The following is a 26,084-nucleotide window of genomic DNA, read 5'->3' on the forward strand; positions in this document are numbered from 1 at the left end:
ATCTGTTCCTTTCCACTCAGATTTGTATTTTAGATTGAGGGCATAGTTATTATGAACGTATTTCATGAGTATGCCCGCTATTATGATCTGCTCTACCGGGACAAGGACTATTCTGGAGAAACACAATTTATTCATCAGCTAATTCAGGCCCATGCCCCTCATGCTAAAAGCCTACTAGATCTAGGATGCGGAACTGGTGCTCATGCTACTCTCCTAGCAAAAGCAGGATATCAAGTTCGTGGGGTTGATTTAAGCCAGGAAATGCTCCAGAAAGCGAATGAGCGACGGTTGCAGCTTGCTTCTGTTTTGTCTTCTAAATTATGTTTTTCTCAGGGTGATATTCGTCAAATCCGGCTGAATCAGACATTTGATGTGGTTCTATCGCTTTTTCATGTGATTAGCTATCAAACTACCAATGCTGATTTGCTGGCAGCATTTCAAACCGTGAAAGAGCATCTGAAGCCAGGTGGTGTGTTCATTTTCGATGTATGGTATGGCCCTGCTGTGCTGAGCGATCGCCCTACTGTGAGGGTAAAACGACTGGAAGATGAGGAAACTCTCGTTACCCGGATCGCTGAGCCTGTAATGCATCCAAATGAAAATTTAGTAGATGTGAAGTATCAGATTTTTATCAAACAAAAATATGGAAACACTGTGCAGGAATTGTACGAAACCCATCGCATGCGCTATCTGTTTCAACCAGAGATCGAACTATTGCTGCGCTGCGCAGCTTTAGAACTGATAGACTGTGGTGAATGGATGAGTAAGCAAACACCGGGATTTAATAGCTGGGGGGTTTACTTCATTGCTCGAGGGGGCGGAAGATGAAGGTTGGTATATTGCTCGGAAGTAGCTTACCTGAGAGTGGTGGTGGTCATCTAAGTACAGGACAAAAAATGAAGGGTGTGGAAAAACTCATTTGTGAGTAAGGTTGACCTGTGGCGCGTTCTCTTCAGTCCGATCCAACTTCATTCATGCCCGTCGGTGCCCTCTACGCAATTCTGGCTTACGGCTCTTGGGGGTTGCTGCCGATCTACTGGAAATTTTTTGCCCAAGTGCCTGCGGTGGAAGTGCTGAGCCATCGCATGATCTGGTCGGCGGTGCTGCTGATCGCGGTACTGTGGTTACAAAATCGACGGGCGGAATTTTGGCGGGTCTGGCAGCCCCAATATCTGAGAGCACTGCTACTGACGGCAGGCTTACTCGCCTTTAACTGGGGCTTATACATCTACGGCGTTAACACCGATCGGGTAGTAGAGACTAGCCTCGGCTATTTCATCAATCCCCTCGTCAACGTCCTGCTCGGATTTGTGGTTTTGAAAGAGCGGCTGTACCGAGGGCAACAGATCGCTGTCTTACTGGCTGGACTGGGAGTTGCCTATTTTGTTTGGCAGTTTGGGGCAGTGCCCTGGATTGCTCTGGGCTTGGCTTTTTCCTTCGCCTTTTATGGGCTGTTACGCAAGGTGGTGGCGGTTGCGCCCATGGCGGGTTTGGCCGTGGAAACCTTACTGATTACACCCGTCGCGCTAGCCATTGTTGGCTATGGAGCGAGTACCGGCACCGGCCACTGGAATACGAGCTGGACATTGAATTGGCTTTTTATTGGCTGTGGTATTGTCACCTCGTTTCCGCTGCTCTGGTTTAACAATGCTGCTAAGCGCCTCCGGCTCTCAACCTTAGGATTTTTTCAGTATTTGGCTCCCAGTCTGCAGCTGATCTTGGGCGTTTTTCTCTATCACGAACCCTTCACCCAGACGCACGCGATCACCTTTGGCTTAATCTGGACCGCGCTCGCGGTCTACAGCCTGACTGCATGGCACATCCAGCGCGTCAGCTAGCAGAGTCACTTTACTCCTTTTGGTTCACCTAGGTACCCCTCTAGATAGAAGCAGTTTCCTAGCTCTAGTTCGTAATCTGAACGTAACGATTGATCGTATCAATCAATACTTTTCAATATACTCTGGAGGTGTAGCGATGGGAATTATCGCATGGGTTATTTTAGGACTTTTGGCTGGCGCAATTGCTCAGGCAATCTACCCTGGTTACGTAGGTGGTGGCATTCTCGGTACTATTCTGCTTGGCATTATCGGAGCCTTTGTGGGTGGCAGTTTATACACGTTGCTTTCAACTGGAACCTTGCAGCTTGCATCTGTAGGCTTTACAATTCCCGGACTGTTTATCGCCACGATCGGTGCAATCATCACCATCTACCTCTGGGGGCTGCTGGTCAGAAGCCGAACTTTGTAAGCATAAGTCCGAGGTAAGCATAAGTTCGAGTAAAAAGCTAGCTTCTAGCGACCGCCTACAACCACATTCTTGATCCGCACGTGGGGGCCACCCACACTTACCGGTAAGGGAGACTGGCCCCCTTTGCCACAGCCGCCATTACGGTAGATTGAGTCATTACCAATTGCTTCGATGTCCTTGAGCGTTTGGAAGACATTACCACTGAGGGTGACGTCGCTGACTGGTTCAGCCAACTGCCCATCGCGAATCATGTAGCCTTCCGCCGCCGCAAAGGTAAACATCTCGCCGTTGGTTTGACCGCCCAGCATCCGCACGGCATAGACGCCTTCTTCGATATCGCTCAGCATTTGCTCGAAGGTTTGGTCGCCGCTTTCAATTCCGGTATTTGTCATCCGAACAATTGGCGGATAGGCGGCATTCAGTGCTCTGGCGTTGCCAGTAGGCTGTTCCTGCATCTTGCCGGCGGTTTCCAAACTATGCAAACGCTGGGTCAAAATTCCGTCTTTGATTAAGTACTTGCGCTGAGCCGGAACCCCTTCATCATCGTACTTCAGCGAACCGGGCAGTCCGGGCATTGTGGCATCATCCACCACATTCAGTTGGGAAATTGCCATCGGTTTGCCTAGCACCAGTAGCTCCTGCATCTTGGGATTTTCGTAGACAAAATCCGCTTCCGACAAATGCCCAAACGCCTCGTGAATGAACACTCCAGCCAGATAGGGATCGAGAAGCACGGTGTACTGACCTCCCTTGACCGGCTTGGCCTCCAACTGCCGCACGGCTCGCTCCGCTGCACTCTTGACTTGGGCTTCAATTCCTTCTAGTACGCTGTAATCGGAACGGGAATGAACCGATTCAAACCCCTGCCGCACCACGTTGCCTTCACCACGAGCCACTACGCCAAACCGTCCTGATACATCTAGCCGTTCCTGGGCAATGCAACTACCCAACGAGTTGACGAAATAAGTGATGCCAAACCGATCGCTGTAGCTAGTCATGGTGGTTTGAATGCGCGGGTCCATCTGCAGCAGCAGATGATTATAGCCCTCGACCAACTGCCGTTTCAGATCCAATCCAATGCCGCGTGGGTCCCTGGCAATTTCGGCTGCGACATAGTCTTGAATCGGCTCGACTGAGGCGAGATGGGTCGTTTCTTTACCGATTAGCTTGGCCTGGGCAATTGCTTCTTCGATGCGGTGGTTCAGATCGGCCAACCCGTTGAATGTCACAAAGCTCCAGCCGCCTTTATGACAGGCCCGAATGCCACCGGCCAAAGAAAAGCTGCGATCCACCGCATCCAACTGGCGGCCCCGATAGGCAATCACCGTAGATTCACTCTGCTCTAAGCGAATTTCTAGATAGTCAACCCGATTGCGGTAGGGTGCGATGGCATCCGAAAGCCGATCTTGCAGTGAAACAGACGTGACCACGAGTGAATCCTCTCAGTTGCAAGGGTGTCTCTATATTCTAGACACGGTTTTCGATATACATTTCTAGATTCCTAACAAGACAGTTTAAAAACAGTTTTAAAAACAGTAAATAAATAAAAAAAGAGTTGTTGGGCAATAAGCTTAAAAATCCTTGAAGCCTTTGCTTAGCAAGTATTCCAGCGATTTTTCTCGTTATTTCCCAACAAGTCTAATGAATATAACGACCATCTCAATTTGTCGCATTCTTAACAAAATCAATTTTTGAAATGCTGCTTGACAGTTATATTTGAACATAGTTAACAAATCCCGAATACGAGATAGCAGTTGCCTCGTTCGTAGATGAATGCCCTCCGGTTTGGGCATGAGCAAATCCACTGGCTTTGGCATAGCTATTAGTAGAAAAGGAGGTATTAATAACATTGGTTTGCGCTGTAGACCAAGTTGCTGTTTTTTCCCCAAGGGCAATAGTTTCAACACCTGCTGAAGCAAAGTTAAAACCAGTATTAGCCACAGCATTTACTTGAGAATAAAAACCTCCTAAAACTGGCTTAGAGTTATCTTGAACCTCCCAAAAATCCAGATCTTGAATTTCATATGTCACTGCGTTGAACCTCAATATCTATTTTTCCTGTTACCAGTTCTTCTGTTCCTATTCTTTACTTAGTTAACAAGAGCTACTGATTACCTTAAGCCATCAGTAGCCCTATTAACGTTTCCTAGACTAGGAACAGCACTTGCAGCTCCAATCAGCGTTACCAGCGGAAGTAGTAACCATTGGTAGCAGATATGGAAGTAGCGTTAGACGAAGAACCCTTACCTTGAACGACAACGGTAGAAGAGATAGCCTGAGTGGAAGTATCTTTACCCATCGCATCCGCGGTAGCTTCAGCTCCAGCAAAGTTACCGATTACAAGCGTTTTGCCTACAAAGTTCTTCTTAATGTCTAAAACTTCGGTAATTTTAGCAGTCACAAGTGTTTTACTGCTAGGACCAAAATAGTAACCACCCTCAATGTTGTCATCAGCTGATTGCAGGTAGTTCAGATCGGTGATAATCATTGTTCTTTCTCCTTAGAGTTTTGGATTCCTTAGATAATCAACTCTAGTTGAGTTGTTAATTAATAGAGTAAGGGAATTGAATTTTTGAGGTTGCCATTTTGGCAGGTTTACTAGAATACTTTGATATTTTGAATTCAAAATTCCTAAATCGGTTCCACATTAATATATTTTAGGCTTAGAAGCTGTTTGGAAAGCCCCCTACATTACTCATTCTGAGGAACTTTCCCGAACCGTTGCTGTTCAAAATCTCTTCAGACACTCCTGCCACAGGACATAAGTGATTCTATCAACAACAATTAGCCTCAATAGATCGCAAATTGTGATTGATCCTCCCTAGCCCCCCTTATGAAAGCTACCGTGTACACACAAGTCGAAGATCCCCCCTAACCCCCCTTCCTTCAATAAAGGGGAAGAGGTTAAGCCTGTGCGCAGCACCTACCAATCAGGGATTGAGGTCCCTCTTCATCTACGCCGAAGGCCCATCCCCGCTGGGGTTTAGGGGAATTATAGCCCTGCGGGCATCTCAGAAAAGGGGGATCACCTCTTACAATGCAGATTTATGGTAAATCAATAGCAAGCACAAAGCCTCGTGCAACTGCCATATCCCTGCCGGGTATATAGTGAGTCCGCGTTCTTTTAATGACTTTGTCCCCCTCACCATAAACACTGACTTCTGCCATCGGATCGTCACCAACTGCAATCGCTCTACCGCGTCCGAATCCGATAGAACCACCATTCCCTAACTGTATGGCTCTAGTATTTGTATTAGCGTCAGTGAGAGTTAAAATTCCGCTAGCGCTTGCATAAGCATTCACAGCTACCAACGCTCCACCGCAGACAGAGTTGGGGGCGGCAATGCTTTCTAAGTAATTCAGATCATTGATTTGCATAGCTTCATAACCAATTAGTTTCTATAAACTGGACCCCGAGGTTGATTGAGATCATCCATCAATGACCAGCCAATTAGCATCTTTGTAGATGGGCAATCAGTTTGACGCAAAGTAGTTTCGCAGAGTGATTTCGCAAAGTAATTTCGCAACTTCATTCTCACAAATGAGCGGTAAGTCTCAAAGCTTTATAGATTTCTACGTCACTCCAAATATAGCTTCCTCCTTTAATTAACGCCTGTTTTTGCTTGACGGTTTCCAGATAACCTAAATCTTCAATCTGGCAATTACTATTCGATAATCTTGATTCTTCAGAGTGCTGCGTGTAGGCTTTTGGCGCATGCTGTTGCCGTTTACAATTTTGACTGTTTTCCTTCATCAAACGGTTATAGGTGCGATAGGGAATGTAGTGCAGCGGATTGTATCCTGCGAACCGTAGGATCAGAACACAAGCCCACGAGTATTTTCCTTCCAGAATGGCCTCTACCACTTGGGTGAATTGATCCACAGTCATGGCTTTATGCAACTTAGAGTGATTTTCCAACATCACAAATACCTCTAGCAAATCTAATATCTCAATGTGAGATTGAAACTGCTCAGCAAAAACTAGGACACGAAAATGGAATTACCCCACCTGATCGCTACAGGTTAATTCCAGCTTCGCGTAGTTTTTTGATTGGGTCGAGGAAGATATCCAGCAGCCGTCGCTGACGAGTCACGACTTCCGCCTGAGCCGTTTGGCCTGGTTTCAGTTGAACGGTGCGACCCTCATGAACCACTGCTTTACGGTCAAGGGCGATTTTTAGCCGATACACAGCATTTCCGCGCTCATCCGTTTGAGTTATGGTTGGATCTGGTGTATGAGAAAAAGGAGAAAAAAGGCGTATCCTGCTGAATAAGCAATTCCAGCCACCGTAGCACCATAGAGAATTTGCACCCATAAGGGTGTGTTGGGCTGAATGATCTGCGTAAACAGCGCCAGATAAAACAGCGTTGCTTTCGGGTTCAGTAAACAGGTGAATAACCCCATCCGAAAGGCCGAGCGATTATTCATTGCTGCTTTTGGCTGTGATGTTGATGCTTGCTGCGGTTTAGCTCGAAGTGATTTAACACCGACATAGACTAGATAAATTGCGCCAATCCATTTCAATAGTGTGAATGCCAGAATTGATTGAGAAATAATCACGCCAATGCCAACCAGACAATAGCTCATGTGAATCAAATCGGCAATCGCTAAACCCAGCGCCGTATACACACCTGCTTGTCTAGAGTGAACTAGACTATTGCGTAAGGTGATAAAAAAATTCGGTCCAGGACTCATGATCACGAGACTCGCAATCACAAAAACAGTGATCCATTCAGCCATAGTTGAGAATATCAGATAAGGAATCACAGATTCGATGCAGACTAGGTTTTAGAATTTACCAGCTCCGTAGCGGGAAAAGGCTGGCGAAACGAAAAGGCATAGGGCGTTGCACCCTGCTGACGCAGATATTCTAATCGGTCTTTGGCCTCCAAAACTGTGGGGATATGGCCCGCCGGAATCCACCAGAGCGCTACGGTAGGTTGGGGCGCTGGCTCAAACCATTTGCGGCGGTCACGCATTGCAGTTCCATGTTGGCTGCGATACACATAGTCAGACAGTGCTGCTAACGACTCCCAAACCGAGAGGTTAAAGAGAATCCGCTCACCATCATAAGCCCGAATCTCGGTCGCATTTCCAGCTTCGGTTTGCAGTCGCCAAATAAATCCTGGACTGGCATCGGCAGCCGCCTTTACCGTTTCGAGTTGGGCCACAAAATTAGCCATGAGCGGATCACTCAAGGGAGCACGCATAGTGGCAATATTAACCTGAGCGAGGTGATATGGAATCATATGTTTCTCAGTTCGTTGCTGCTAGCAGCATAGCCAAATCGCCTAGCTCGCAGTAGGACCAATTTGCTCTAATTTGAGCAGTACCATTTTTGAAGATAGGTTCTATGCTCTGGTTGCCGATCGACCGCAATGCTTCAACGCCGCTGATTCGCCAAATTTATCTAGAATTGCGGCAGCAAATTTTGCAGGGAATGCTAACCGCCGGACAACAGCTTCCGGCCACGCGGGCTTTGGCGGCTCAATTAGGGGTTTCGCGAAATGTAGTGCTGGAGGCTTACGATCAGTTGGTGGCGGAGGGCTATCTGGAGAGCCGAGCCGGATCAGGCACCTATGTGGCAGCGGGAGCCGCTTGGCCGGTGTTGTCGTCCCAACCAATATCGGAACCAGTCTCTGAACCAGATCCAGCTAATTGGATTGACTTTCGTTCTGGAATTCCTGACCTTGATCGGGTTCCTTCCAAGCTGTGGGGGCAAATCACCAAACAGGTCGGGGCAGCAGCAGCGACTGAAGTGTTTGGATATGGTTCACCTGAAGGGCGGCTCGAATTGCGTTCAACCTTAGCGGCCTATTTGCAACGAACTCGCGGCGTGATTTGCCAACCGGATCAAATTATTATCACTTCCGGAGCAGCGCAAGCCTTTGGACTCGTGGCTAAACTGCTGGCGGCTCCAGGCGACACAGTAGTACTGGAAGATCCGACGCCTCCAGAAATTCGCCATATTTTTGCAGCCCAAGGGCTTACGGTACAAGCCGTTCCGGTAGATGAGCGGGGTTTACAAACGGAAAAGCTCTCTGCCATACCAGGTCCTTGCTTTGTTTTGGTAACGCCTTCCCATCAATTTCCCCTAGGCAGCGTGTTGACAATTCAGCGCCGCATCGAACTGCTCGAATTCGCTAGAACGACTGGCTGCATAGTAGTTGAAGACGACTACGACAGCGAATTTCGCTACGAAGGAACGCCTGTAAGTTCGCTACAGGGACTCGATCCAGAACGAGTAATCTATATTGGCACCTTCAGCAAAATTCTCGCGCCTGCTCTGCGGTTAGGATATTTGGTTTTGCCGCTGGCCTACGTAGCTGCTTGCCGCAAGCTGAAGCGGTTGAGCGATTTACACACCTCTAGCCTGGAGCAGATCACCTTGGCCCAGTTCATCCAAGCTGGACATTTAGAAAGGCACATCGCCCGGATGCGCAAGCTCTACCGTCAGCGCCGTAATGTTTTGAGACAGAGCCTTTTAGAAAATTTTTCCGATTGCGTCAAGATTTTAGGAGACTCCACAGGTTTGCATCTCGTCGCAGATTTTAAGAATATTGAGTTTACAGCAGAAGCAATACAGAGGATCAAACAGAAGCATGTTAAGGTTTATCCAGTTTTAAACTATGCAATTGATCCAAATCAGCATTCTCAGAAAGTTGTTCTAGGCTATGGCAATTTATCAACTGACGCGATTCAAATTGGTATCACTCGCCTCAATCAAGCAATCTACAGCACAGCCAGTACAATAGAGTAAACTTGAGCGTAAACTTACGCTGATGCATAGCCTATTCAATGCACATTCTCATTTTCCCTAGCAAGATTGATCTACCAGCCGGTAGCGATCCGTCAACTTAGACAGCAGCTTCCTAATTAGAAAACCGTAAGCAAGCGATACAAGCCATCACGAGGCAAAGATTTGCGCCTGATCCTGAAACGCTTTGAACTCCAGCGCATTGCCACTTGGATCTTGAATAAACAGCGTCGCCTGTTCCCCAACTTCGCTCGCAAAGCGAATCTGCGGTTCAATCAAGAAATCGACTTGCCGTGATTTCAACTGCTCTGCCGGTATGGCCAGGTCGCGGGTAAACGCCGGGTAAATGGCATATTAACCGATCGACGACCCAAGATTTTTACATTTGAAAACAATTAACGCGATCGAAGGAGGGAGTAACCCGAAGAAGAGTGGTAACATCTAACAGAGAGAATTTCTGACCGCGAGAGGATCTAGCAGATAAGTCCACCGAAGAGAGAATATCTAAAAAGAATAGAAACTAAGAGGAGGCTGCCGTTTGCTTGTGGGCAGCCTCGGTTTTTGGATGGTGAGTAGTTCTATTTGATCCAAGAACTGATCTTCTTTTGAACGATCTTTTCAACAGAGATGCTTGGGTCTTCGGCGCGAGCCTGCCGGACATAAGCAGCATCGATCTTGAATATGCGGATCTTGACAACATCTTCCGGTCTTAGATCTGTAAGCCCTTCGTTCCTTAGTTCCTGAAGGAATTCCGGAGTTACCTTGAAGATGCTGTATTTGACGAGATTTTCGAAATTGTCCGCCCCAAGTCCCATGTCCTTGATCTCGCGCACATAATCTGCGTTTATCTTGAAGATACGAGCTTTTACTAAATCTTCGAATTTTAACTCCGGAAATCCCGTAGCCGCCATTTCCGCGGCAAATCGTCCGTCGATCTTAAAGATGGCTGCCTTAAAAAGATCGCCCACCTCCAGATCAGGGAAGTTAGATGATCTAAGATCATCAGCGATTGCCACCGTAACGTCCAGTAGTGCCGCTGCCAATAAACGTTCGGAAACCGACTGATCGCGATCACCAGAGCGTTTTGTGAAATCGAATCCGCGGCTTTGCATTTCGCTTATGAATCCGGGGCGCGTAGTAAAGCGGAATGTGCCCTTTCCGCGGCCGTTTTCAAAAGAGCCCTCGCATTCTATCGTGCCGGCATCGCGAATTATAGAGAACCGTACCGGCCCGTTTTGTGTCATTTCCCGGGAAAGCCCGTGCAGGACGCTGTAATCAAACGAGGCTCCGCTTTCGTTCCGGCGGTTAGGATCCCGATCTACAGAGAAACTTATTTGAAGCTTTTGCGGGGATCTTTCCTTGGATGAGGCCGTCCAAGTTCCGGTTAAAGGTTCCTGCGCGACAATGACGATATTGCCAATGACGATAATGATAAATACGAAGAATGCGGCGCGTGCCGCCGAATAAATGATCTTATGCATAGCTTGCCTCCGAATATTTTTCGAACGATACGTTCTTCGATAGTGGAACACCGCCACAAAACCATTTATGACATCTGGTAATAAAAAGCCCGCCGGTCCTAAGGACAAGCGGGCAACGGAAAGAAAAAATGAAAGATCAGTTTCTGCGACGTGTCGGGGTCGTACGCTGCGGTGTGATGTTTTGTTCTTTTTTCAAAACATCTATAAGCCCGACGGCATCATTCTTAAATTTATGATTATCAGGTGCGGCTGATGCATATTGCTGTAAGAAATTAGCACCTTCCTGAAGCATTTCCTTATTATCCTCAAGATAACCTTGGTTGACGAGACTGATACCAAGACCGGCCATCGCATCAAGATTTGACGGATCAGCCTCAAGTACCTTTTTGTATTCCGCAACCGCGCTCTCAGAATCACCTGCGACACGAAAAACGTCAGCAAGGATCAGCATTGAGGCCTGTTTCTTTGCTTTATCAGTTTCGGCGGCGATCACCTCTGCCATCATATTGCGAGCAAGATCTCCCTTGGACGGATCGATCTGTTCGGTCGCGACCATCAGGCGAAATGCTTCGCGAACGCCGGACAAAGCTTTTGCTTTATTGCCATCATAGGCTGCTTTGTCAGTTATGTCCGCAGCAGGTGCATTCTTCAGAATGTTCCACGATTTTGCAAATGCTTCCGCCGAGTTGCCGAGATCTTCTTTGACCTTGCTCATCGCCGCACGGCGCTCAGTGGGATCAGTAACCCTGACGTTCGTATTATATGTTTGTACTGCACGGGCGTTGAGCGCGGTGCCCTTGTTGTTCAGCAAAACTGGTGCGCTTCCCACGAAGTCTGGCTGAGCCTGATAGCCTTCTTCATACTTGGCAACAGCTACGTCCCAATTCTTTGCCTCGTATGCAGCGTTTCCGGCTTTCAAAGCGGCCTCGACCGCTTTGGTGGTCTCTTCGATCTTTCTGTTTCGTTCGAGTACGGCATCGCGTTGCTTTTCAAACTCTTCCTGCTTTTTACGGTCAGCTTCGGACATCTGGCTGCGAGCAGTGGCAAGGGCGGTTTTTAACTCATCTTCAGTTACAGATTTACCATCGCCGGGGGTGAGCGTAACCAAAAGCCCAACCATCCCTGGTTTGAGTTTCTCAAGATAAGTCGGAGCAGCACCCGGAGCACTTACTGATATCAAATAGATCTGTCCTTCCTGGACCATTGAGAACGCAAACTTGCCATCTGCACCGGTAGTAACGGATTGTCCCTGACCTTTAACGTCTTCTCGATAAAGATCGATCTTCGCCCCGGCGACGGGAACTCTCGATCCGTCCTTCTCCATCTCAACAAGGCCAGAGATCGGCTGGGCCATCTGACCGAAAGCCGCTGCGGCAAAAACCATCACAGCCGACAAGACACCAAAAAATGATCTTACAAACATAGAATCCTCCGATATACGCTCTTAAGAAAGCGTCGATTCGATGCTCTCAAAAGCAGATAAGTTGTTTAAATTACCTGATTCTACATCAGAAACCGCCCCGTTGCCACATTCATCTGACTGATTTGTCGGGTTATCTGCAGCAAGCGAGACTAGGGACGGAAAACTGTGATAACTTGGTCTTTGAGGCCGCAAGCAGGATCAACAGTTCAAGATCTTCGAAGCCATTCTTGGCAGTAAATTGTGGGGCAATGTCCGAATCTCTTCTTGAAAGCGAGTTGTTCGGCCACGAGAGAGGGGCTTTCACAGGAGCGATCCAAGCCCGCAAGGGCCTGTTTAGATCTGCCGACGGCGGCACGGTATTCCTTGATGAAGTAGGCGATATGCCCGTTTCGTTACAGGTAAAGCTGCTCCGCGCTATTCAGGAACACGAGGTAACACCCGTTGGAGCTTCCTACCCGATCAGATTTGATGCAAGGATAGTTGCTGCTACAAATCGGGATCTTGAGGCCGATGTGCGGAACGGACTCTTTAGAGAAGATCTGTTTTATCGATTGAATGTTATCGAAATAAATGTACCGCCGCTTCGCGAACGGCGGAGTGATATACCCGCCTTAGCAAGGCACTTTGCAATGAGGACGGCAAGAATGCAAGATCAACCATTAAAGGAGATCTCACAAGAGGCAATGGCTCTTTTGATGGATCATGATTGGCCGGGAAATGTTCGCGAACTCGAAAATTGCATTGAAAGAGCTTTCTTGCTTGCCGAAGATACAATCGAAGCCGAAGATCTTCCGGCGAAGATTCTCGATCGCAACGCTATCAACAGGTCCGTCTCCCAGAAATCTGAAGACGGCATATTACCGCTCGATGAAATAGAACGAAGACACATCCACGAGGTTCTATCTCAAATGGAGAACGACAAAGTAAAAGCCTCCAAGGCACTTGGCATAGACCTTTCGACACTTTATAGAAAACTGAAACGATTCGAACTCACTGACCGAGAAGATTAGTTGATAGCTCAAGGACGAAATAGTCCGTTCCGTCTATGTCTATCAAAGTGCCGGAATTGAATGGCGTTTGGAAAAACTGTTCTGCTGACATCCGCAAGCCGCGTAAACGCTGGTTCTCACTCATCTCACTCTTTGAGATAAGCTCGGACGGAAACCATTCGTCCACTCTCACTTCAACAGATTCGGGTTGCGACTGTTTTTTTGCCTCTGCAATAAGCTTCTCGGCATCGTTTGGGAGGAATAACAGAACGGCTTTAAGCCGTCTTGCCGAACCAGCCTCAGAGCCAGAGCCTGTCACGGGTTCCTCTATCCATACTGCCTCCTCGGGTTCGAATGGCAGGCGGATCACCATCCCAAGCTCTTCAGCATTGTCATTTGCCCGCACCTGGCGGGAAACGTTGCCAGCATTGGCAATGGTATTTGTAGTATTGTTACCCTGAGAAGTTCCACCGCAGGCAAACATCGGAGGGATCAACAAAAGGATGGCGAGGAAATATCTTAGATCAGATCGCACGCAGTAATTCTATTAGTCGAAAGATTCATTTGCAAAGCATTGGGTAACGGACAACTGGCCTCCAGAGAGAAAATTAAGAAATGCAAAAGTTATCTAGCTCCGTAATCGCCAACCCTTGGTTCATACTGTTGCTGCTTTTCCTGATCAACACAGCGAACTTCTACGATCGGCTTATAATTTCGGCGATCGGTGAACCCATAAGGAAAGAGTTCGATCTTTCCGATACATCGCTTGGGCTTCTCAGCACGGCTTTTGTCTTGTTATATGCGTTGGTAGGTGTGCCTTTAGGGCGTCTTGCCGATAAGTATTCACGCAAACGACTTCTTTCGATAGGCGTGTTCGTTTGGAGCTTTCTAACACTTATTTCAGGGTTTGCACGTAGTTTTGGCCAGCTATTCTTCTTTCGTTTGGGTGTCGGTGTTGGCGAGGCGACCTGTGCTCCGGCGGCGACCTCATTGATCAGCGACATTTTCCCCGCCGAAAAAAGAGCCAGGGCGATGAGCATATTTATGCTGGGATTGCCGATCGGGATCGCTCTGAGCTTTTTGGTTAGCGGAGCCATCACTGCTGCGTACGGTTGGCGATACGCTTTCTTTGTTGCCGGCGTCCCAGGCATAATTCTCTCATTTCTGATCTTGTTGATCCGCGAACCGGAAAGGCCCCCGCTTGCGAGGGATGAGCGGACACGCCTCGCATTTTGGCAATCGATTTTAAACGTACTTCGTCCAGTCACGATGCGATGGCTTGTCATTTCGGGCGTGCTTCATAATTTTTGCCTTTACGCCCTCTCGGCATTCATGACGCCGTACCTGATGCGTTTCCATGGGCTCGAGATAAAGGAAGCAACTTTGCTAGCGATGTTGGTGAACGGGGTCTTCACGCTTCCGGGGCTTTTACTGGGCGGCATTGCCGGTGACGCAGCAAGAAAATGGCGGAAAAATGGCGGTTTGCTGGTCGTCGCTGCGGCATCGTTGCTCTCGGCTCCGCTTTTCATAGCGGCCGTGCTGTCGGAAAAAGGCAATACAGTCGTTTTCCTTTGGACAATGGGGCTGGCGTTCGCACTTATGTATTTCTATTATTCGATCACGTACGCTGCGATCGCCGATATCACACCGCCTGAGAATCGCGCGACGGCAATGGCCGTTTATTTTTTCGCAATGTATTTTCTTGGCGGAGCCCTGGGGCCTTATGTAGTGGGAATCCTGAGCGACCACTTCACACGGCGGACAGCAATACTCCAGGGTATTGTGGAAGATTCATCTGTAGCCCTTGAGCCATTCCGCGGATATGGGCTGCAGGATGCGATGCTGGTTGTTCCCGTCCTTTGCGTGATACTGTCGGGAATTATGTTAATGGCAGCGCGAGCTATGAGACCGGCTGATCAAAAAGGGTCTTAGGTTTTATATCCCTCAACGATTCACTGGTTTCATTTTGAAAAGAATTAGCATTAAACTAGGCCCGCTGAAACCGTGATTCCTGAAATTATGGTGATTCCAATGCGCGAAACCTCCTGGCCCTAACGGAACAGCAAGCCATGAATACCCTTTCTTCGTTACAGGTTTCTCCCGCCAAGCCAGGGATTTCTGCTGCGGTGCGGGCTGTATTTCTCGATAAGGATGGTACCTTACTCGAAAACGTTCCTTATAATGTTGATCCCAACCAAATGCGGTTCACTGAAGGGGCGCTCACGGCTCTGCAACTGCTGCATCAAGCTAACTATGTGTTAATCGTAATCACCAATCAATCTGGCGTTGCTCGTGGCTATTTCCCAGAAACGGCTTTGATTGAAGTAGAGCAGCATTTGTATCGCCAGTTGGCACAGGTTGGTATACTGCTGCGAGGGTTTTATTACTGTCCTCACCATCCGGATGGCGTTATTCCTCCCTACAATGTTGTCTGTACTTGCCGCAAGCCCCAGCCGGGTTTGCTGCACCAAGCAGCAGCGGAACAGGGGATTGATCTGACGCAGTCCTGGTTTATTGGTGATATTTTGCACGATGTGGAAGCCGGACGAGCCGCTGGCTGTCGCACCATTTTGCTCGATAACGGCAACGAAACCGAATGGCAACTTTCCCAAAACCGTTTGCCGCACCATGTCGTCACCGATTTACGAGAAGCGGCAGCTATTATTCTAGCGTTGGATGCTGCCCCTTCTCTCGCCAATTCTGTTTATCCTGCTGTTGCTCATTCCACTTGCCTATTCCCTCTTGGAGGCCAGCCATGAGTGCTGATTTGTTTCAACTCGATTTGTTTCAACTCATTGATGCCTGGAAGTCGCTCAGGCTGCTGGTGATCGGCGATGCGATTCTGGATGGCTATCTGAGCGGCGATGCCAATCGGCTATGTCGAGAAGCCCCAGCCCCTGTAGTGGCAGTCAACCAACGCCAGGATGTTCCTGGAGGCGCGGCCAATACAGCGGCCAATCTAGCTAGCTTGGGCGCACGCACGCAACTACTTTCGGTGATGGGGGCCGACCCGGAAGGGGAACGGTTACGGCAGGCGTTGGAGCATCGAGGGGTTTCAACGGCGCTATTGGTTAGCAGTGTGGAGCGGCAGACCTTGGCAAAGCAGCGGGTGATGGCGGACTCGCAAATTCTGGTGCGGTTAGACCAAGGCAGCACCGGCCCAATTTCGCCCGCTCTGGAACAAGCGTTGATCGATCGGTTGATGCAGCAGTTTTGCAATTGTGATGCCATTGTGATCTCGGATTATGATTACGGTATTGTGACTCCGCGTTTGATTCAAACCTTGGCCGACCTCCAGGCCGAGCAGCCGCGAATCCTGGTGATCGATTCGAGACGATTGGAGCAGTTTCGCTCGGTGAGAGCAACGGCGGTGAAACCAAACTACGAGGAAGCGCTACGGCTCCTGGGATTGTCGCGGCAGTCAACCACACGAGTAGAGCAGATTACAGCTCACGCCGATCGCCTGCTGGATTTAACCGGAGCCGCGATGGTTGCCGTTACCCTAGACCGGGAAGGAGCCGTTGTATTTGAACCAGGACAACTGCCGATTCGCACCGATGCCCGTCCCGTGCCGTCCAATCAAACCTCTGGAGCGGGCGATACTTACATCAGCGCCCTGACATTGGCTTTAGCAGCAGGAGCAACCCCAACCACGGCTGCTCTCTTAGCAGCTACCGCCACAGCGATTGTTGTGCGTCAGTCGGGGACAACGGTGTGCCGAGTCGAGGAGTTGCAGCAGTCGTTGCTTAGTGATCCTAATAGCCAACCCAGCGGTAAGCTGATTTTGGATCAGTCGGATTTAGCCAGTTTGGTGCAGCAGTATCGGGCAGCCGAGCGTCAAATCGTGTTTACGAACGGTTGTTTTGATATTTTGCATCCAGGCCACGTGGCATATTTGACCCAGGCCAAAGCCTTGGGCGATGTGCTGATTGTAGGTGTCAATACAGATGAAAGCGTGCAGCAGTTAAAAGGCAACGACCGCCCGATCAACCCGCTAAGCGATCGCCTGACGGTACTGGCGGCTCTGAACTGTGTTGACTATGTAGTGCCATTTGCCGAACTGACGCCCAAAAACCTGATCCGGATTGTTTGTCCACATATCTATGTCAAAGGCGGCGACTACACGCGAGAAACCCTACCAGAGGCCGACTTGGTCGAATCGCTGGGGGGTGTGGTGCGGATTCTGCCCTATGTGGACAATCGGTCTACCACTCGTTTGATTGCTCAAATTCAAGCCCTGCGCTGTTGAATGGTGAATTATGAATTCCTGGGATACCGCTGAGCATATTCTTTGCATTCGTTTGGATACAATCGGTGATGTGATCATGACCGCGCCCGCTCTGACGGCTCTCAAGGCAGCCCAGCCTCGGCGACGCTTGACGCTAATGACCTCAGAGGCAGGAGCGATGGCTGTACCGTTAATCCCCGCAGTGGATGAGGTGATCGTCTATGATGCTCCCTGGTTAAAATCAACCGGACCGCGAATCAACAGCCACCCCGAATATGCCATGATTGAACAACTGCAGCAGGCTAAGTTTGATGCCGCCGTGATTTTTACTGTTTATAGTCAAAATCCCTTACCGGCAGCGTTTCTATGTTATCTGGCTGATATTTCGTTGCGGTTAGCTCATTGCCGCGAGAATCCGTACCAACTGCTCAGTGATTGGATTAGAGATCCGGAGCCGGAACAGTTGCGTCACGAAGTTCGCCGCCAGTTAGATTTAGTTGCCCAGATTGGTGCTCAAACGCCGGCTGATCCCAGCTTTGGCGGACATTTGCGCCGGCGGTGGCACTCGGCCAGGCATTTGGACGGCAAGGCTGTTTCGCGGCAGGCTGCTGTTGGGGCAAACCGACGGACTGGTTCTGGGGCGTGCATTTTACCGAGAAGGGCCACGAATATACCGGCGTTCCGATCTATGGGCCGGATGCGTCAGAGTTATTCCTTCACCCGACACAGCTTATCGAATCATTCACAATGCTTGCGGTGTTCGGCCTGCTGGTATGGCTTCACAAACGCAAGAGATTCGACGGCCAGATACTGATCGCCTACGGCATCATCTATTCGATCTTCCGGTTCACCATCGAATTCATTCGCGACGACCCGCGCGGCGATCTCTTCGGACTTACATCTGCCACCGGGCTTTCAACCTCACAGCTCGTCAGTCTTTTGGTCGCAGTCGCGTGTATCATTTTTATGATAATTAGGCTTCGCTCGGTTCCGGTCAAACGTTAAAATCAACTGAGTGACTGATGCGGAGAATAACTTGTTCATTTGTCATCCGCTGGCGAGTGATGCTGGGAAACGGCTTGACGTTTTTCTGGCAGAGCAATTAAATGACAGGTCCCGCTCCAGGATCAAACGTCTTATTGAAGAAGGTGACGTAACCGTAAATGGGCGCCAGGTTAAACCCTCCTATAAAGTTAGCTATAACGAAACTGTCGAGATCGACCTAAGTAACGACAGTCCCGTGTCGAGCTTTGAACCGGAAGACATCCCGCTCGAGATCTTATTTGAAGATGAGTATTTAGCCATTATAAATAAACCCGCTGGGATGGTCGTCCATCCCGGTGCCGGCAACCAGACCGGAACGCTCGCCAATGCCATCGCGTGGCACTTCAGATTGCAGAAGCCCGGGCGCGAGCAGGGGCTTAACGCACAAGATCCGAGTATAGCCCTTGATGACGCACGGGCCTCAGAGACGAGTGACCGCGTCGGCATCGTTCACCGCCTCGACAAAGACACATCCGGCCTGATCGTCGTTGCCAAGGACGAACAGACTCACGAAGCACTTGCCGAACAGTTTCGCAGCCGGACGGTCGAGAAATGTTATGTTGCTCTTGTTCACGGATCGCCGGACCAGAACAGCGGAACGATCGATCGCCCGATCGCCCGCGACCGCTGGCATCGAACGAAAATGACCGTCGCCGCGAACGGTCGCTACGCGATCAGCCATTGGAAGGTCCGTCAACGCTTTGAAAAATTCACCCTCCTTGAGGTCGATATCAAGACCGGCCGGACACATCAGATACGCGTTCATCTCGCATCGATAAACCACCCGGTCGTCGGCGACGCCACCTACAACGAAGGCCGCGACAACACCATCGCCAACCAGGAAATAAAAAAAGCCGTCGAACGGCTTAACCGCTTTTTTCTCCACGCCGAAAAGCTCACTTTTACACACCCCCAAACCGGCGAATATATGAGTTTTACTTCCGAAATCCCCGAAGAACTGACACAATTGCTGAAGATGCTTTGACTGGAACGCAGGAGCCCTCGCCTGCAAGATCGCGATAGCGATCTAATCGTCTTGCCGCCAATCACCAGCGTTCTATCGAACGCTTGCACGCGGAGGTGCGTGCATTCCAGTCAAAGAAGTGAATACATTATGAAAAATTTCTTTGCCGCAATTCTGCTTGTTTTACTTTCTACGACGGTTCAGTTTGCTCAGTCGGAGGAGATCAACATCATTCCAAGGCCCAATTATGTGCAAACTCGCAGCGGAGCTTTTGTTCTGGACAATGGGACCAAGATCGTTGTTGAGCATCGTCAGGATCGTCATTTAGCGGAACTGGTTAGGAATCGACTGAGATCGGAATTCGGAATTGAGTCAAAGATCACGGCCAAGATAGACGGTAGCCCCACAATCTTTATTTCACGCACGGATGATAACTTCATAATAAGTGATGGATACATCATCACGAATGACGGAAACCTGCTTAACTTGGAGGCGACAAGTCCAGCCGGACGATTCTATGCCGTGCAATCCCTGTTTCAGATGATTCGGAAGGACGGTGAAAAAGTAACTGTCCCGAACGCGATAGTTAACGATCGCGCTCGCTTTCAATACCGCGGGATGCATCTCGATGTTTCGCGGCATTTTCAGCCGGTGGAATTTGTTAAAAAGTTCATCGACCAGATGGCTCAATACAAGTTCAATTACTTTCATTGGCATTTGACGGACGATCAGGGCTGGCGGATCGAGATCAAGAAGTATCCAAAACTTACTACCGTCGGACAGTATCGGAGTGAATCGCACGAAGGCTCGTATTCACCGATCTTCAAAGGCGACGGACGGCCCATCGAGGGCTTTTATACGCAGGAGCAGATCAAAGATATTGTCGCCTATGCGAAGGAACGCTACATCACGGTCATCCCGGAGATCGAGCTTCCGGGGCACGCGTCGGCGGCTCTCGCGGCATATCCGGAGTTGGGTGAGAAATGCGCCCCGCCCGGCCACAAATTCGAAGTTAAAAAGACGTGGGGCATCTTCAAGGAGGTCTTTTGCCCGACCGACGAGACATTCAAATTCCTCGAAGACGTTCTCGACGAGACGATCAAGCTCTTCCCGGATTCACCCTACATCCACATCGGCGGCGACGAGGTGCTGAAAGATTATTGGAAAGAATCGGCATTCGTACAGGAACTAAAGAAACGCGAGAACCTGAAAGATGAGAACGAGGTGCAAGCCTATTTCATCCGCAGGATCGAGAGATTCGTCAATTCAAAAGGCAAAAAGATCATCGGCTGGGACGAGATACTCGAAGGCGGCATTTCGTGCGGTAGTAGATCGTCCCGTGACCGATCCACAGGGGCGATTGTTTTGCTACGCCTTGACTGAACAGCATTGGGTAGTCGGTGGTGCAGTGAATAACGGTGGGATTATTCTGCGCTGGCTGCGCGATCAGTTTGGCGATGCCGAAATCATGGTGGCCCATCGGTTGGGGGAAGATCCCTACGAGCTGCTGGCGGACTTGGCTGCGACAGTTCCCCCCGGTGCCGATGGTCTGATTTTCCATCCTTATTTGCTAGGGGAACGGGCGCCCCTCTGGGATGCCAATGCGCGTGGCTCCTTCTTTGGCTTAACGATCAACCACGGCAAGGCACACTTGGCTCGAGCTGTCCTGGAGGGGATTCTGTTTAACCTGCTGGTGGTGTTGCGAGCCGTAGAAGACTTTACCGGAAAAACCAAGCAAATTCAGGCAACGGGCGGATTTGCGCGCTCATTGCTCTGGCGGCAAATGATGGCTGATGTGTTTAATCAGCCAATTACCATTCCCAAACAACACGAGAGTTCTTGCCTCGGTGCCGCAATTTTGGGCCTTTATGCCCTCAAGCAAATCGATAACCTCGACGCCAGTCCAATGATGATCGGCGCAACCCATCAACATCAGCCTAATCTAGCCGATGCTGCTATCTATCAGAAAATCATGCCGCTCTATGCCATGCTGCTGGACCAGTTCCGCTCTCACTATCAGACCATTGCCAATCTACAAGCAGAGCTACACCGGATGCAGTGATCTAGCCTGTTTCATCGCCAGCGGCAATTCATCAGATAGGTTGTAAGTACCTTGGCATAATTGAAAACCAGATTCAAAACCCCGCGGCGCAGGGTTTTGAATCTGGTTTTTAATTATGCTCACCTACTTAGTAGGGCATGGCATGGCAATGAAACTAGCAGTCAATACCCTCTTTGGGATCAGGTAGCAGCCCTGGCAGAACGCTTAGAAATGTTATCAAAATATGGCATCTCGCCAGAAGCAACGATGACATATTTAGGAGATTCATCCGTTCTGAGTTTGGCAGCAAAGGGAGCAGAGAGTTTGATCGTGTCTCAAAATCATGCGCCGCTGTTTCCGATCAAGTTGGTCGAGAAAGATTTTCACTATGTCACTCAAACTGCTCAAAATTTGCAGGCAATGATCCCCCGCTGCAACGGTGTTAGCTGGATTGCGCACAAATGACCTTCGCCACTGGCATTACTCACCCCCTCTTAGACGCTACTATGTAGACAGTAAGCGCATCTGAACCAGTACAGTATTGTCTTCACGCAATTTAAATTGGAAGAGGCGAGACTCTGCCGTTCCATTAGTTGGCGGACGCCCGCCAGAACTTTGCCAGTATGTCAAATTACATTCATACCCATTTTCTTTTGTTGGATACGGACAACCTAGACGATTTACAAATGCCTCAAGGTCGTCTGATGACATTAAAAAGCGCACATGGGCTTCATATTCAACATTGATTGGAACGGAGCCGAGTAGCCCTTCAAACCGAACCTCTGGCTCGACACCTTTTGGAAGGGGTACTCCTATCATTTGTTTGGTTACTTCACGCGGCGACTGCCCAATGGATACACCCAATGCCCAACCAACTAACAGTAAACTGGTAACAACAAAGATTCCGCAGCCTGTAGCTAAGAAGTAAAGACGGCTCATAGGTCTTCTCTGCAACGACTAAGTATATTTTCCCCTACTGCTGGTTGTGAAGTAAGTACCTTTTTAGGACTATACGTACACCGTTTGTAATGGATTTCTAGCAAATATGACGTTGGATGATACTATCGAGTTTCCTGCCCTGATGAAGTATTGGCAGGACCGACAATAGCCTTGCAAGATAAATGCAAGAGCTTTAGGTGGAGCAATCTAACAGCGCTTCCAATTGGTTCAGCCTTATTTACATACCATCGATCGCCACCGCAATCAGCCCGTGCAACCAAGACCTCACTTCCAATTCTATCAGTAAAGTCAATTACATCGGCTGACTTTTTGATACTGCTGCTATCAACAAAAACGCTCTCTCCTGTTGAAGCAATCCCGATAAATTACCAAGTTGATTACACTGGTGTATCAGCAGCTTGAGGCGCGAGTGGCATCCGTTCCGCCACCGACTGGCAGCCCCATCCCCAGCATTTTACGTTCCAAAGTTCCTCGTTATGGTTGGATCAGTGTTTGCTGTTAAGCATGGCTGGGCAACAGGGTTGCCATCTTCTTTTCGAGGGCTTTGGGATCTTCAAGCAACTGGGCTGCCATTTCTTTAGCTTGCTCACCTGGATAGACATCTTCAAGTTCATCCATCACTGCTTGCAAGGCTTCTTGAGCAACCACCTCCGGGGAAACTTTAGGGGGCGGAAAATGTTTACTGCTATCAGTATCGACTGTTCCAGGCATCACACCAATCACCAACGTGCCTTGGGCTGTCAACTCAGCCCGAATCCCCTGAGTCATTAATATTGCCGCAGCCTTGGAAGCACTGTAGGAAGCATTCATGGGAAAGTTAACTTTTCCGAGAATACTGAGCATATTGACGATCGCTCCGCCTCCATTGCGTTTCAACACTGGAGCAAAAGCACGACACATTGCGAGTGTGCCAAAGTAGTTCACTTCCATCTCGGCTCTAGCGCTGGAAAGGTCAGTTGCAGAAATAAAACCTTTGAGCAGACCAATTCCAGCGTTATTAATCAGAAGCGTGACGTCTGGACAGGTTTCCGCTGCTATCGTGACCGACTGTTCATCGGTAATATCTAGCGAAATCGGAATGATCTGCTGAGAGTGCATCGTTCTGATTCTTCTCTGCCAGTTCCTTGACCAGCATCTGGGCACCCACGTCCAACGGAATCACTGAAATGTTGCGCAGTGCAAAGGCTCGCTTTAGTTCCGGTGTCACCATGCCGCTGTCCCACGGTCCCCAGTTAATCGAAACCACATGACAATGGGGGTGATGTTGTTTGATCAGGTGGGCCGATTTGTTGAGAATCTCGTTAGCCAGCGCATAGTCAGCCTGCCCGGCGTTGCCGTAGAATCCAGCCACCGAGGAAAACAGGACCAAATGCTGAAGCTGACTGAGCGGAATACAGCTGAGCAGATTTTCTAACCCCTGCACTTTGGCCGCATAAACGGTTTCAAAGTCGCGTTCCGTTTTCTTTTCAATTAGTTTGTCTGCTAAGTTACCAGCACCATGAATGATGCCGGTAATAGCGCCCAAACGCTGGCTGATATCGCTAATTGCCTGCTGAAGTTCGATCTTGTTCGTGATATCAACACTGATATATTCAACCTGACTGCCAGCTTGTTGTACGGCTGCCAATGTTGCCTGAATTTCTCGCTGGCAGATGATCTGGTTGAATACCTTCTGCACACCCATCGGGGTAGGTTTTTCTCCCTGAGCAATCAACGCCTGCATCACCCGCTTCTTCAATTCCGCTTCATCTTCACATCCCTGTGCCCATTCAGGTTCCTGTCCATTAATAGCGGAGCGACCCAACAGAATAAATTTGCACTGACTGCTCTGCGCCAATTTCATCACGCATTGCGCTGTCACTCCCCGTGCACCACCGCTGACGAGGAAGACCGATTCTGGGCAAATTCGGGCAGTTGTGGCCATTAATGCTCCTCTCACTAGGACTGATTTACAAGAACGTGATGAATTGATTAGGAATGGATTGGGAACTGGCTGGGAATCAACTGGGTCAATAAACTCAACTGAGGTGTAGTCAACCTAGATGGTCAAGCTAGATAGTCAAGGTCACTCGCCCTTGGGCACCGTAGGCGACTTCAGTCAAGCTGCGATCAGGGTCATGCAGTTCGGCCAAAATGCACTGGACCATTTGATCTGCATCTAAGCTGGGGCTGAGGTCGATGGCGCGACAGGCCACCGCAGGCCATTCCATTGCTAGGGTTTTGGTGAGTCCAAACAAACCAGCCCCAATGCAGCCAAAGTTGGTTTGGTGAGTCAATCCAAAGGCCCCGTCTAGATGAGTCACTGTGTAGAAACAGCTCTGGGCAGACTTGGCCACCTGGTTCAGAGATTGCTTCAGATGCTTAGCCAGGAAGAACACCTGCTTGAGAATAGCTCGGTCTGCTTCTAGGAAGGCTGGACCTTGCGACTGGAGCGCAAACAGCGGATGCAGATGGATAAACGCCCCAATCGTGCCCTTCTGTTCCGCAATCTCGGCTAAGCGTTGCTGCATGTGCTCTTCATTCAGATTGTCCAACATGACTCGACGCACTCCTGCTGGTAATGGAACTTGCTGGGGCAAAATCAACGGCGGGAAACTCAGAACCGTTACGTTCCAGCCCCGTGCCACTAGCGCTTCTACAAGCTTCAACGTGGTGAGAGAGCCATTGTCAGTCACTAAGCAGGTGTAGGACTCAGGCAGTGTGAACTCTAGAACATCGGGAACAGGTAGAGGTTGCAGTTTGACTCGTCTTCGTTCAATGCCATCAATGGCTTCGATGGTGTCCTCGACCTGTTCCTCAAGCGGAGTAACGCTGGGTACAATCGGTGATTCAAGCGGCGCTACGCTGTTTTTTTTTCCAGCACCGGAGTAGCCAGCAGTTTTTGGATGACCTCAACCACTTGGCCCAGCGTGCGGATTTCCACCACTTCTTCTGGATTGGGCTTGGGCATCTCTGGCAACGACTCCTGCAGCGAGGTGAGAATCTCCACCCGCTTGATTGAGTCAATGCCTAAGTCCGCTTCCATGTCCATATCCAACTCCAACATCTCGGTCGGATAGCCAGTTTTGTCACTCACAATCTGCACCAGCATCTCGCTCAGCTTCGGATCCAGATCCGATGAGCTGGCGGGAACCACAACAGAGGCAGTATCAGCTGCTTCAATGATTTCAGCCGTTGTCATCTCGGTGTGGGAGGTTGTGACCTCAGTTGTGATCTCGGCGTGAATTGTCACTTGGGCAGGGGCAACCGGTTCAACTGGCGCTGAAGTCGGCGCAGGCAGAACGGCAGTATGTCCGTTACGAGTCGAGGGTGCGGTCATCACCGCTGCAGAGCCGCTAGATATCACGGGTTCAGCCTTGAGAACCGGCTGCTGAAACGCAGACTGCTGTAAGGCAACCTGCTGAGGAATGGGCTGCTGAGGTGCCGCCTGCTGAGGTGTTGGCACAGCCGGATCGAGTGGAGCCACTGCCGGGGTCGCTGAGGACGACTCCGCTGTGACTTGATCTCCAGCTAGCAAACCATACTGCTGCTGCAGTAGCGTGAAAAATTGCTTGCCGCATTCAGCATGGTGCATGAGAGACTGTTCATGAATCCGCAGCGTCTCGGCTTGATGGTCGTGCAGTTTGAGAATACTGCGCTCCAGGTTGCCAGCTAGAGTAGCTTGAGTCTCTAGCGGCTGACTGGCAAACGTCTGATTCTGCTGCATCAACTGAAACACGAGCTTGGCATACTCCAGTTGATTATTCAGATACTGGCTATGAACTTTGAGGGCTTCAGCTTGGTGCTGATTAAACTGAGCAAGATTCTGCTCTAAACTCTCTAGGGCGCGTTGATAGTTCATGGAAGAATCCGGCATAGGCTGTGTGATAGGTCATCCCACGTACTTGCATCGCTTGGAGACCAGGAGAGCAAATTGACTAAAGTTCTAGTCTTCCTCACTTTTAGAATG

Annotated in this window: 30 protein-coding genes; 13 read left to right on the forward strand and 17 right to left on the reverse strand. The window is 49.5% G+C overall.

The genetic code is table 11. The features are described 5' to 3' along the window. Positions 1–51 precede the first annotated feature (51 nt). The 3 genes from JVX88_RS17955 (at position 52) to JVX88_RS17965 (ending at position 2,247) form a co-directional block, all read left to right on the forward strand. A complete protein-coding gene (locus JVX88_RS17955; protein ID WP_211619533.1) occupies positions 52–828 on the forward strand; it encodes a class I SAM-dependent DNA methyltransferase in 777 nt (258 codons plus the stop codon). A 110-nt stretch (positions 829–938) separates the two neighbouring features. Continuing rightward, positions 939–1,838 carry an EamA family transporter RarD gene (rarD, locus tag JVX88_RS17960; RefSeq protein ID WP_263975167.1) on the forward strand — a complete coding sequence of 300 codons (900 nt, stop codon included), beginning with the start codon at positions 939–941 and terminating at the stop codon, positions 1,836–1,838. Between the two features lie 136 nt (positions 1,839–1,974). After that, positions 1,975–2,247, forward strand: a complete 273-nt coding sequence (locus tag JVX88_RS17965) for a GlsB/YeaQ/YmgE family stress response membrane protein (protein WP_211619534.1) — start codon at positions 1,975–1,977, stop codon at positions 2,245–2,247. Between the two features lie 44 nt (positions 2,248–2,291). On the opposite strand, the gene JVX88_RS17970 is transcribed toward JVX88_RS17965, so the two are convergent. From JVX88_RS17970 to JVX88_RS18005, 8 genes are all read right to left on the reverse strand, one after another. Continuing rightward, positions 2,292–3,677 carry a TldD/PmbA family protein gene (locus JVX88_RS17970; protein WP_263975168.1) on the reverse strand — a complete coding sequence of 462 codons (1,386 nt, stop codon included), beginning with the start codon at positions 3,675–3,677 and terminating at the stop codon, positions 2,292–2,294. 280 nt (positions 3,678–3,957) lie between these two features. Beyond that, positions 3,958–4,278, reverse strand: coding sequence for a hypothetical protein (locus JVX88_RS17975; protein ID WP_211619536.1), 321 nt, complete (start codon positions 4,276–4,278; stop codon positions 3,958–3,960). Positions 4,279–4,429: 151 nt separating this feature from the next. Beyond that, a complete protein-coding gene (locus JVX88_RS17980; RefSeq protein ID WP_211619537.1) occupies positions 4,430–4,735 on the reverse strand; it encodes a hypothetical protein in 306 nt (101 codons plus the stop codon). 557 nt (positions 4,736–5,292) lie between these two features. Beyond that, the gene (locus JVX88_RS17985) at positions 5,293–5,625 is read right to left on the reverse strand and encodes a hypothetical protein (RefSeq protein ID WP_211619539.1); all 333 of its coding nucleotides are present in this window, start codon (positions 5,623–5,625) and stop codon (positions 5,293–5,295) included. 157 nt (positions 5,626–5,782) lie between these two features. Then, positions 5,783–6,169, reverse strand: coding sequence for a HetP family heterocyst commitment protein (locus JVX88_RS17990; protein WP_211619540.1), 387 nt, complete (start codon positions 6,167–6,169; stop codon positions 5,783–5,785). A gap of 94 nt (positions 6,170–6,263) precedes the next feature. Beyond that, on the reverse strand, positions 6,264–6,437 hold the full coding sequence (locus JVX88_RS17995; protein ID WP_211619542.1) for a hypothetical protein: 174 nt from the start codon (positions 6,435–6,437) through the stop codon (positions 6,264–6,266). Positions 6,438–6,463: 26 nt separating this feature from the next. After that, positions 6,464–6,988 carry a LysE family transporter gene (locus tag JVX88_RS18000; RefSeq protein WP_211619544.1) on the reverse strand — a complete coding sequence of 175 codons (525 nt, stop codon included), beginning with the start codon at positions 6,986–6,988 and terminating at the stop codon, positions 6,464–6,466. A gap of 41 nt (positions 6,989–7,029) precedes the next feature. Further along, entirely contained in the window at positions 7,030–7,497 is a 468-nt protein-coding gene (locus tag JVX88_RS18005) for a DUF3291 domain-containing protein (protein ID WP_211619546.1), read from the reverse strand. A gap of 89 nt (positions 7,498–7,586) precedes the next feature. Between JVX88_RS18005 and JVX88_RS18010 the strand changes: the two genes are divergently transcribed. Next, positions 7,587–9,008 (forward strand): PLP-dependent aminotransferase family protein, encoded by a 1,422-nt coding sequence (locus tag JVX88_RS18010; protein ID WP_211619548.1) that lies wholly within the window; start codon positions 7,587–7,589, stop codon positions 9,006–9,008. Positions 9,009–9,155: 147 nt separating this feature from the next. Here the strand turns inward: JVX88_RS18010 and JVX88_RS18015 are convergent, their stop codons facing one another. The 3 genes from JVX88_RS18015 to JVX88_RS18025 all read right to left on the reverse strand — a co-directional run bounded on the left by JVX88_RS18015 (position 9,156) and on the right by JVX88_RS18025 (position 11,909). Further along, positions 9,156–9,308, reverse strand: coding sequence for a hypothetical protein (locus JVX88_RS18015; RefSeq protein WP_211619550.1), 153 nt, complete (start codon positions 9,306–9,308; stop codon positions 9,156–9,158). Between the two features lie 275 nt (positions 9,309–9,583). Beyond that, positions 9,584–10,486 (reverse strand): hypothetical protein, encoded by a 903-nt coding sequence (locus JVX88_RS18020; RefSeq protein ID WP_211619551.1) that lies wholly within the window; start codon positions 10,484–10,486, stop codon positions 9,584–9,586. Between the two features lie 136 nt (positions 10,487–10,622). Continuing rightward, positions 10,623–11,909, reverse strand: coding sequence for a tetratricopeptide repeat protein (locus JVX88_RS18025; protein WP_211619553.1), 1,287 nt, complete (start codon positions 11,907–11,909; stop codon positions 10,623–10,625). A 173-nt stretch (positions 11,910–12,082) separates the two neighbouring features. Here JVX88_RS18025 and JVX88_RS18030 point away from each other — a divergent pair, with 173 nt between their 5' ends. Further along, entirely contained in the window at positions 12,083–12,919 is an 837-nt protein-coding gene (locus JVX88_RS18030) for a sigma-54 interaction domain-containing protein (protein ID WP_225931616.1), read from the forward strand. On the opposite strand, the gene JVX88_RS18035 is transcribed toward JVX88_RS18030, so the two are convergent. Further along, positions 12,900–13,433 (reverse strand): hypothetical protein, encoded by a 534-nt coding sequence (locus tag JVX88_RS18035; protein WP_211619557.1) that lies wholly within the window; start codon positions 13,431–13,433, stop codon positions 12,900–12,902. The two genes, JVX88_RS18030 and JVX88_RS18035, sit on opposite strands and share 20 nt — an antisense overlap. 80 nt (positions 13,434–13,513) lie before the next feature. Between JVX88_RS18035 and JVX88_RS18040 the strand changes: the two genes are divergently transcribed. From JVX88_RS18040 to JVX88_RS18075, 8 genes are all read left to right on the forward strand, one after another. Continuing rightward, positions 13,514–14,830: a spinster family MFS transporter gene (locus tag JVX88_RS18040; RefSeq protein ID WP_211619559.1), complete on the forward strand. Its 1,317-nt coding sequence runs from the start codon at positions 13,514–13,516 to the stop codon at positions 14,828–14,830. Positions 14,831–14,967: 137 nt separating this feature from the next. Beyond that, positions 14,968–15,657, forward strand: coding sequence for a D-glycero-alpha-D-manno-heptose-1,7-bisphosphate 7-phosphatase (locus JVX88_RS18045; RefSeq protein WP_211619560.1), 690 nt, complete (start codon positions 14,968–14,970; stop codon positions 15,655–15,657). Then, positions 15,654–17,147, forward strand: coding sequence for a D-glycero-beta-D-manno-heptose 1-phosphate adenylyltransferase (gene rfaE2, locus JVX88_RS18050; protein WP_211619561.1), 1,494 nt, complete (start codon positions 15,654–15,656; stop codon positions 17,145–17,147). The genes JVX88_RS18045 and rfaE2 overlap by 4 nt, the downstream gene beginning before the upstream one ends. A 537-nt stretch (positions 17,148–17,684) precedes the next feature. Beyond that, a complete protein-coding gene (locus JVX88_RS18055; protein ID WP_211619562.1) occupies positions 17,685–18,131 on the forward strand; it encodes a prolipoprotein diacylglyceryl transferase in 447 nt (148 codons plus the stop codon). Positions 18,132–18,141: 10 nt separating this feature from the next. After that, complete coding sequence (locus tag JVX88_RS18060) at positions 18,142–19,155, forward strand: RluA family pseudouridine synthase (RefSeq protein WP_211619564.1); 1,014 nt, start codon at positions 18,142–18,144, stop codon at positions 19,153–19,155. A 129-nt stretch (positions 19,156–19,284) separates the two neighbouring features. Further along, positions 19,285–20,517 carry a beta-N-acetylhexosaminidase gene (locus tag JVX88_RS18065; RefSeq protein ID WP_211619565.1) on the forward strand — a complete coding sequence of 411 codons (1,233 nt, stop codon included), beginning with the start codon at positions 19,285–19,287 and terminating at the stop codon, positions 20,515–20,517. Continuing rightward, positions 20,510–21,196, forward strand: a complete 687-nt coding sequence (locus JVX88_RS18070; RefSeq protein WP_211629093.1) for an FGGY-family carbohydrate kinase — start codon at positions 20,510–20,512, stop codon at positions 21,194–21,196. Before JVX88_RS18065 ends, JVX88_RS18070 begins: the two co-directional genes overlap by 8 nt. A gap of 210 nt (positions 21,197–21,406) precedes the next feature. Further along, positions 21,407–21,640 carry a hypothetical protein gene (locus JVX88_RS18075; RefSeq protein ID WP_263975169.1) on the forward strand — a complete coding sequence of 78 codons (234 nt, stop codon included), beginning with the start codon at positions 21,407–21,409 and terminating at the stop codon, positions 21,638–21,640. 39 nt (positions 21,641–21,679) lie between these two features. Here the strand turns inward: JVX88_RS18075 and JVX88_RS18080 are convergent, their stop codons facing one another. The 5 genes from JVX88_RS18080 to JVX88_RS18100 form a co-directional block, all read right to left on the reverse strand. Further along, entirely contained in the window at positions 21,680–22,114 is a 435-nt protein-coding gene (locus JVX88_RS18080; RefSeq protein ID WP_211619566.1) for a hypothetical protein, read from the reverse strand. A gap of 519 nt (positions 22,115–22,633) precedes the next feature. Continuing rightward, positions 22,634–23,233, reverse strand: coding sequence for an SDR family NAD(P)-dependent oxidoreductase (locus JVX88_RS18085; protein ID WP_211619568.1), 600 nt, complete (start codon positions 23,231–23,233; stop codon positions 22,634–22,636). After that, positions 23,187–24,059, reverse strand: a complete 873-nt coding sequence (locus tag JVX88_RS18090) for an SDR family NAD(P)-dependent oxidoreductase (protein WP_211619570.1) — start codon at positions 24,057–24,059, stop codon at positions 23,187–23,189. Before JVX88_RS18090 ends, JVX88_RS18085 begins: the two co-directional genes overlap by 47 nt. A gap of 127 nt (positions 24,060–24,186) precedes the next feature. Beyond that, the gene (locus tag JVX88_RS18095; RefSeq protein WP_211619572.1) at positions 24,187–24,810 is read right to left on the reverse strand and encodes a hypothetical protein; all 624 of its coding nucleotides are present in this window, start codon (positions 24,808–24,810) and stop codon (positions 24,187–24,189) included. 164 nt (positions 24,811–24,974) lie between these two features. Continuing rightward, the gene (locus tag JVX88_RS18100; protein WP_211619573.1) at positions 24,975–25,991 is read right to left on the reverse strand and encodes a phosphopantetheine-binding protein; all 1,017 of its coding nucleotides are present in this window, start codon (positions 25,989–25,991) and stop codon (positions 24,975–24,977) included. Positions 25,992–26,084 lie beyond the last annotated feature (93 nt).

It is taken from the genome of Leptolyngbya sp. 7M (assembly GCF_018128485.1).

What these genes read in the sequence shown, in the direction of transcription:
- rfaE2 (WP_211619561.1), top strand. Translation starts at nt 15,654, where the DNA reads ATGAGTGCTGATTTGTTTCAACTCGATTTGTTTCAACTCATTGATGCC.
- JVX88_RS17965 (WP_211619534.1), top strand. Translation starts at nt 1,975, where the DNA reads ATGGGAATTATCGCATGGGTTATTTTAGGACTTTTGGCTGGCGCAATT.
- JVX88_RS18075 (WP_263975169.1), top strand. Translation starts at nt 21,407, where the DNA reads ATGTTATCAAAATATGGCATCTCGCCAGAAGCAACGATGACATATTTA.
- JVX88_RS17990 (WP_211619540.1), bottom strand. Translation starts at nt 6,169, where the DNA reads ATGTTGGAAAATCACTCTAAGTTGCATAAAGCCATGACTGTGGATCAA.
- JVX88_RS18090 (WP_211619570.1), bottom strand. Translation starts at nt 24,059, where the DNA reads ATGGCCACAACTGCCCGAATTTGCCCAGAATCGGTCTTCCTCGTCAGC.
- JVX88_RS18025 (WP_211619553.1), bottom strand. Translation starts at nt 11,909, where the DNA reads ATGTTTGTAAGATCATTTTTTGGTGTCTTGTCGGCTGTGATGGTTTTT.
- JVX88_RS18065 (WP_211619565.1), top strand. Translation starts at nt 19,285, where the DNA reads ATGAAAAATTTCTTTGCCGCAATTCTGCTTGTTTTACTTTCTACGACG.
- JVX88_RS18045 (WP_211619560.1), top strand. Translation starts at nt 14,968, where the DNA reads ATGAATACCCTTTCTTCGTTACAGGTTTCTCCCGCCAAGCCAGGGATT.
- JVX88_RS17985 (WP_211619539.1), bottom strand. Translation starts at nt 5,625, where the DNA reads ATGCAAATCAATGATCTGAATTACTTAGAAAGCATTGCCGCCCCCAAC.
- JVX88_RS18000 (WP_211619544.1), bottom strand. Translation starts at nt 6,988, where the DNA reads ATGGCTGAATGGATCACTGTTTTTGTGATTGCGAGTCTCGTGATCATG.
- JVX88_RS18005 (WP_211619546.1), bottom strand. Translation starts at nt 7,497, where the DNA reads ATGATTCCATATCACCTCGCTCAGGTTAATATTGCCACTATGCGTGCT.
- JVX88_RS17955 (WP_211619533.1), top strand. Translation starts at nt 52, where the DNA reads ATGAACGTATTTCATGAGTATGCCCGCTATTATGATCTGCTCTACCGG.
- JVX88_RS18085 (WP_211619568.1), bottom strand. Translation starts at nt 23,233, where the DNA reads ATGCACTCTCAGCAGATCATTCCGATTTCGCTAGATATTACCGATGAA.
- JVX88_RS18020 (WP_211619551.1), bottom strand. Translation starts at nt 10,486, where the DNA reads ATGCATAAGATCATTTATTCGGCGGCACGCGCCGCATTCTTCGTATTT.
- JVX88_RS18100 (WP_211619573.1), bottom strand. Translation starts at nt 25,991, where the DNA reads ATGCCGGATTCTTCCATGAACTATCAACGCGCCCTAGAGAGTTTAGAG.
- JVX88_RS18040 (WP_211619559.1), top strand. Translation starts at nt 13,514, where the DNA reads ATGCAAAAGTTATCTAGCTCCGTAATCGCCAACCCTTGGTTCATACTG.
- JVX88_RS18080 (WP_211619566.1), bottom strand. Translation starts at nt 22,114, where the DNA reads ATGAGCCGTCTTTACTTCTTAGCTACAGGCTGCGGAATCTTTGTTGTT.
- JVX88_RS17980 (WP_211619537.1), bottom strand. Translation starts at nt 4,735, where the DNA reads ATGATTATCACCGATCTGAACTACCTGCAATCAGCTGATGACAACATT.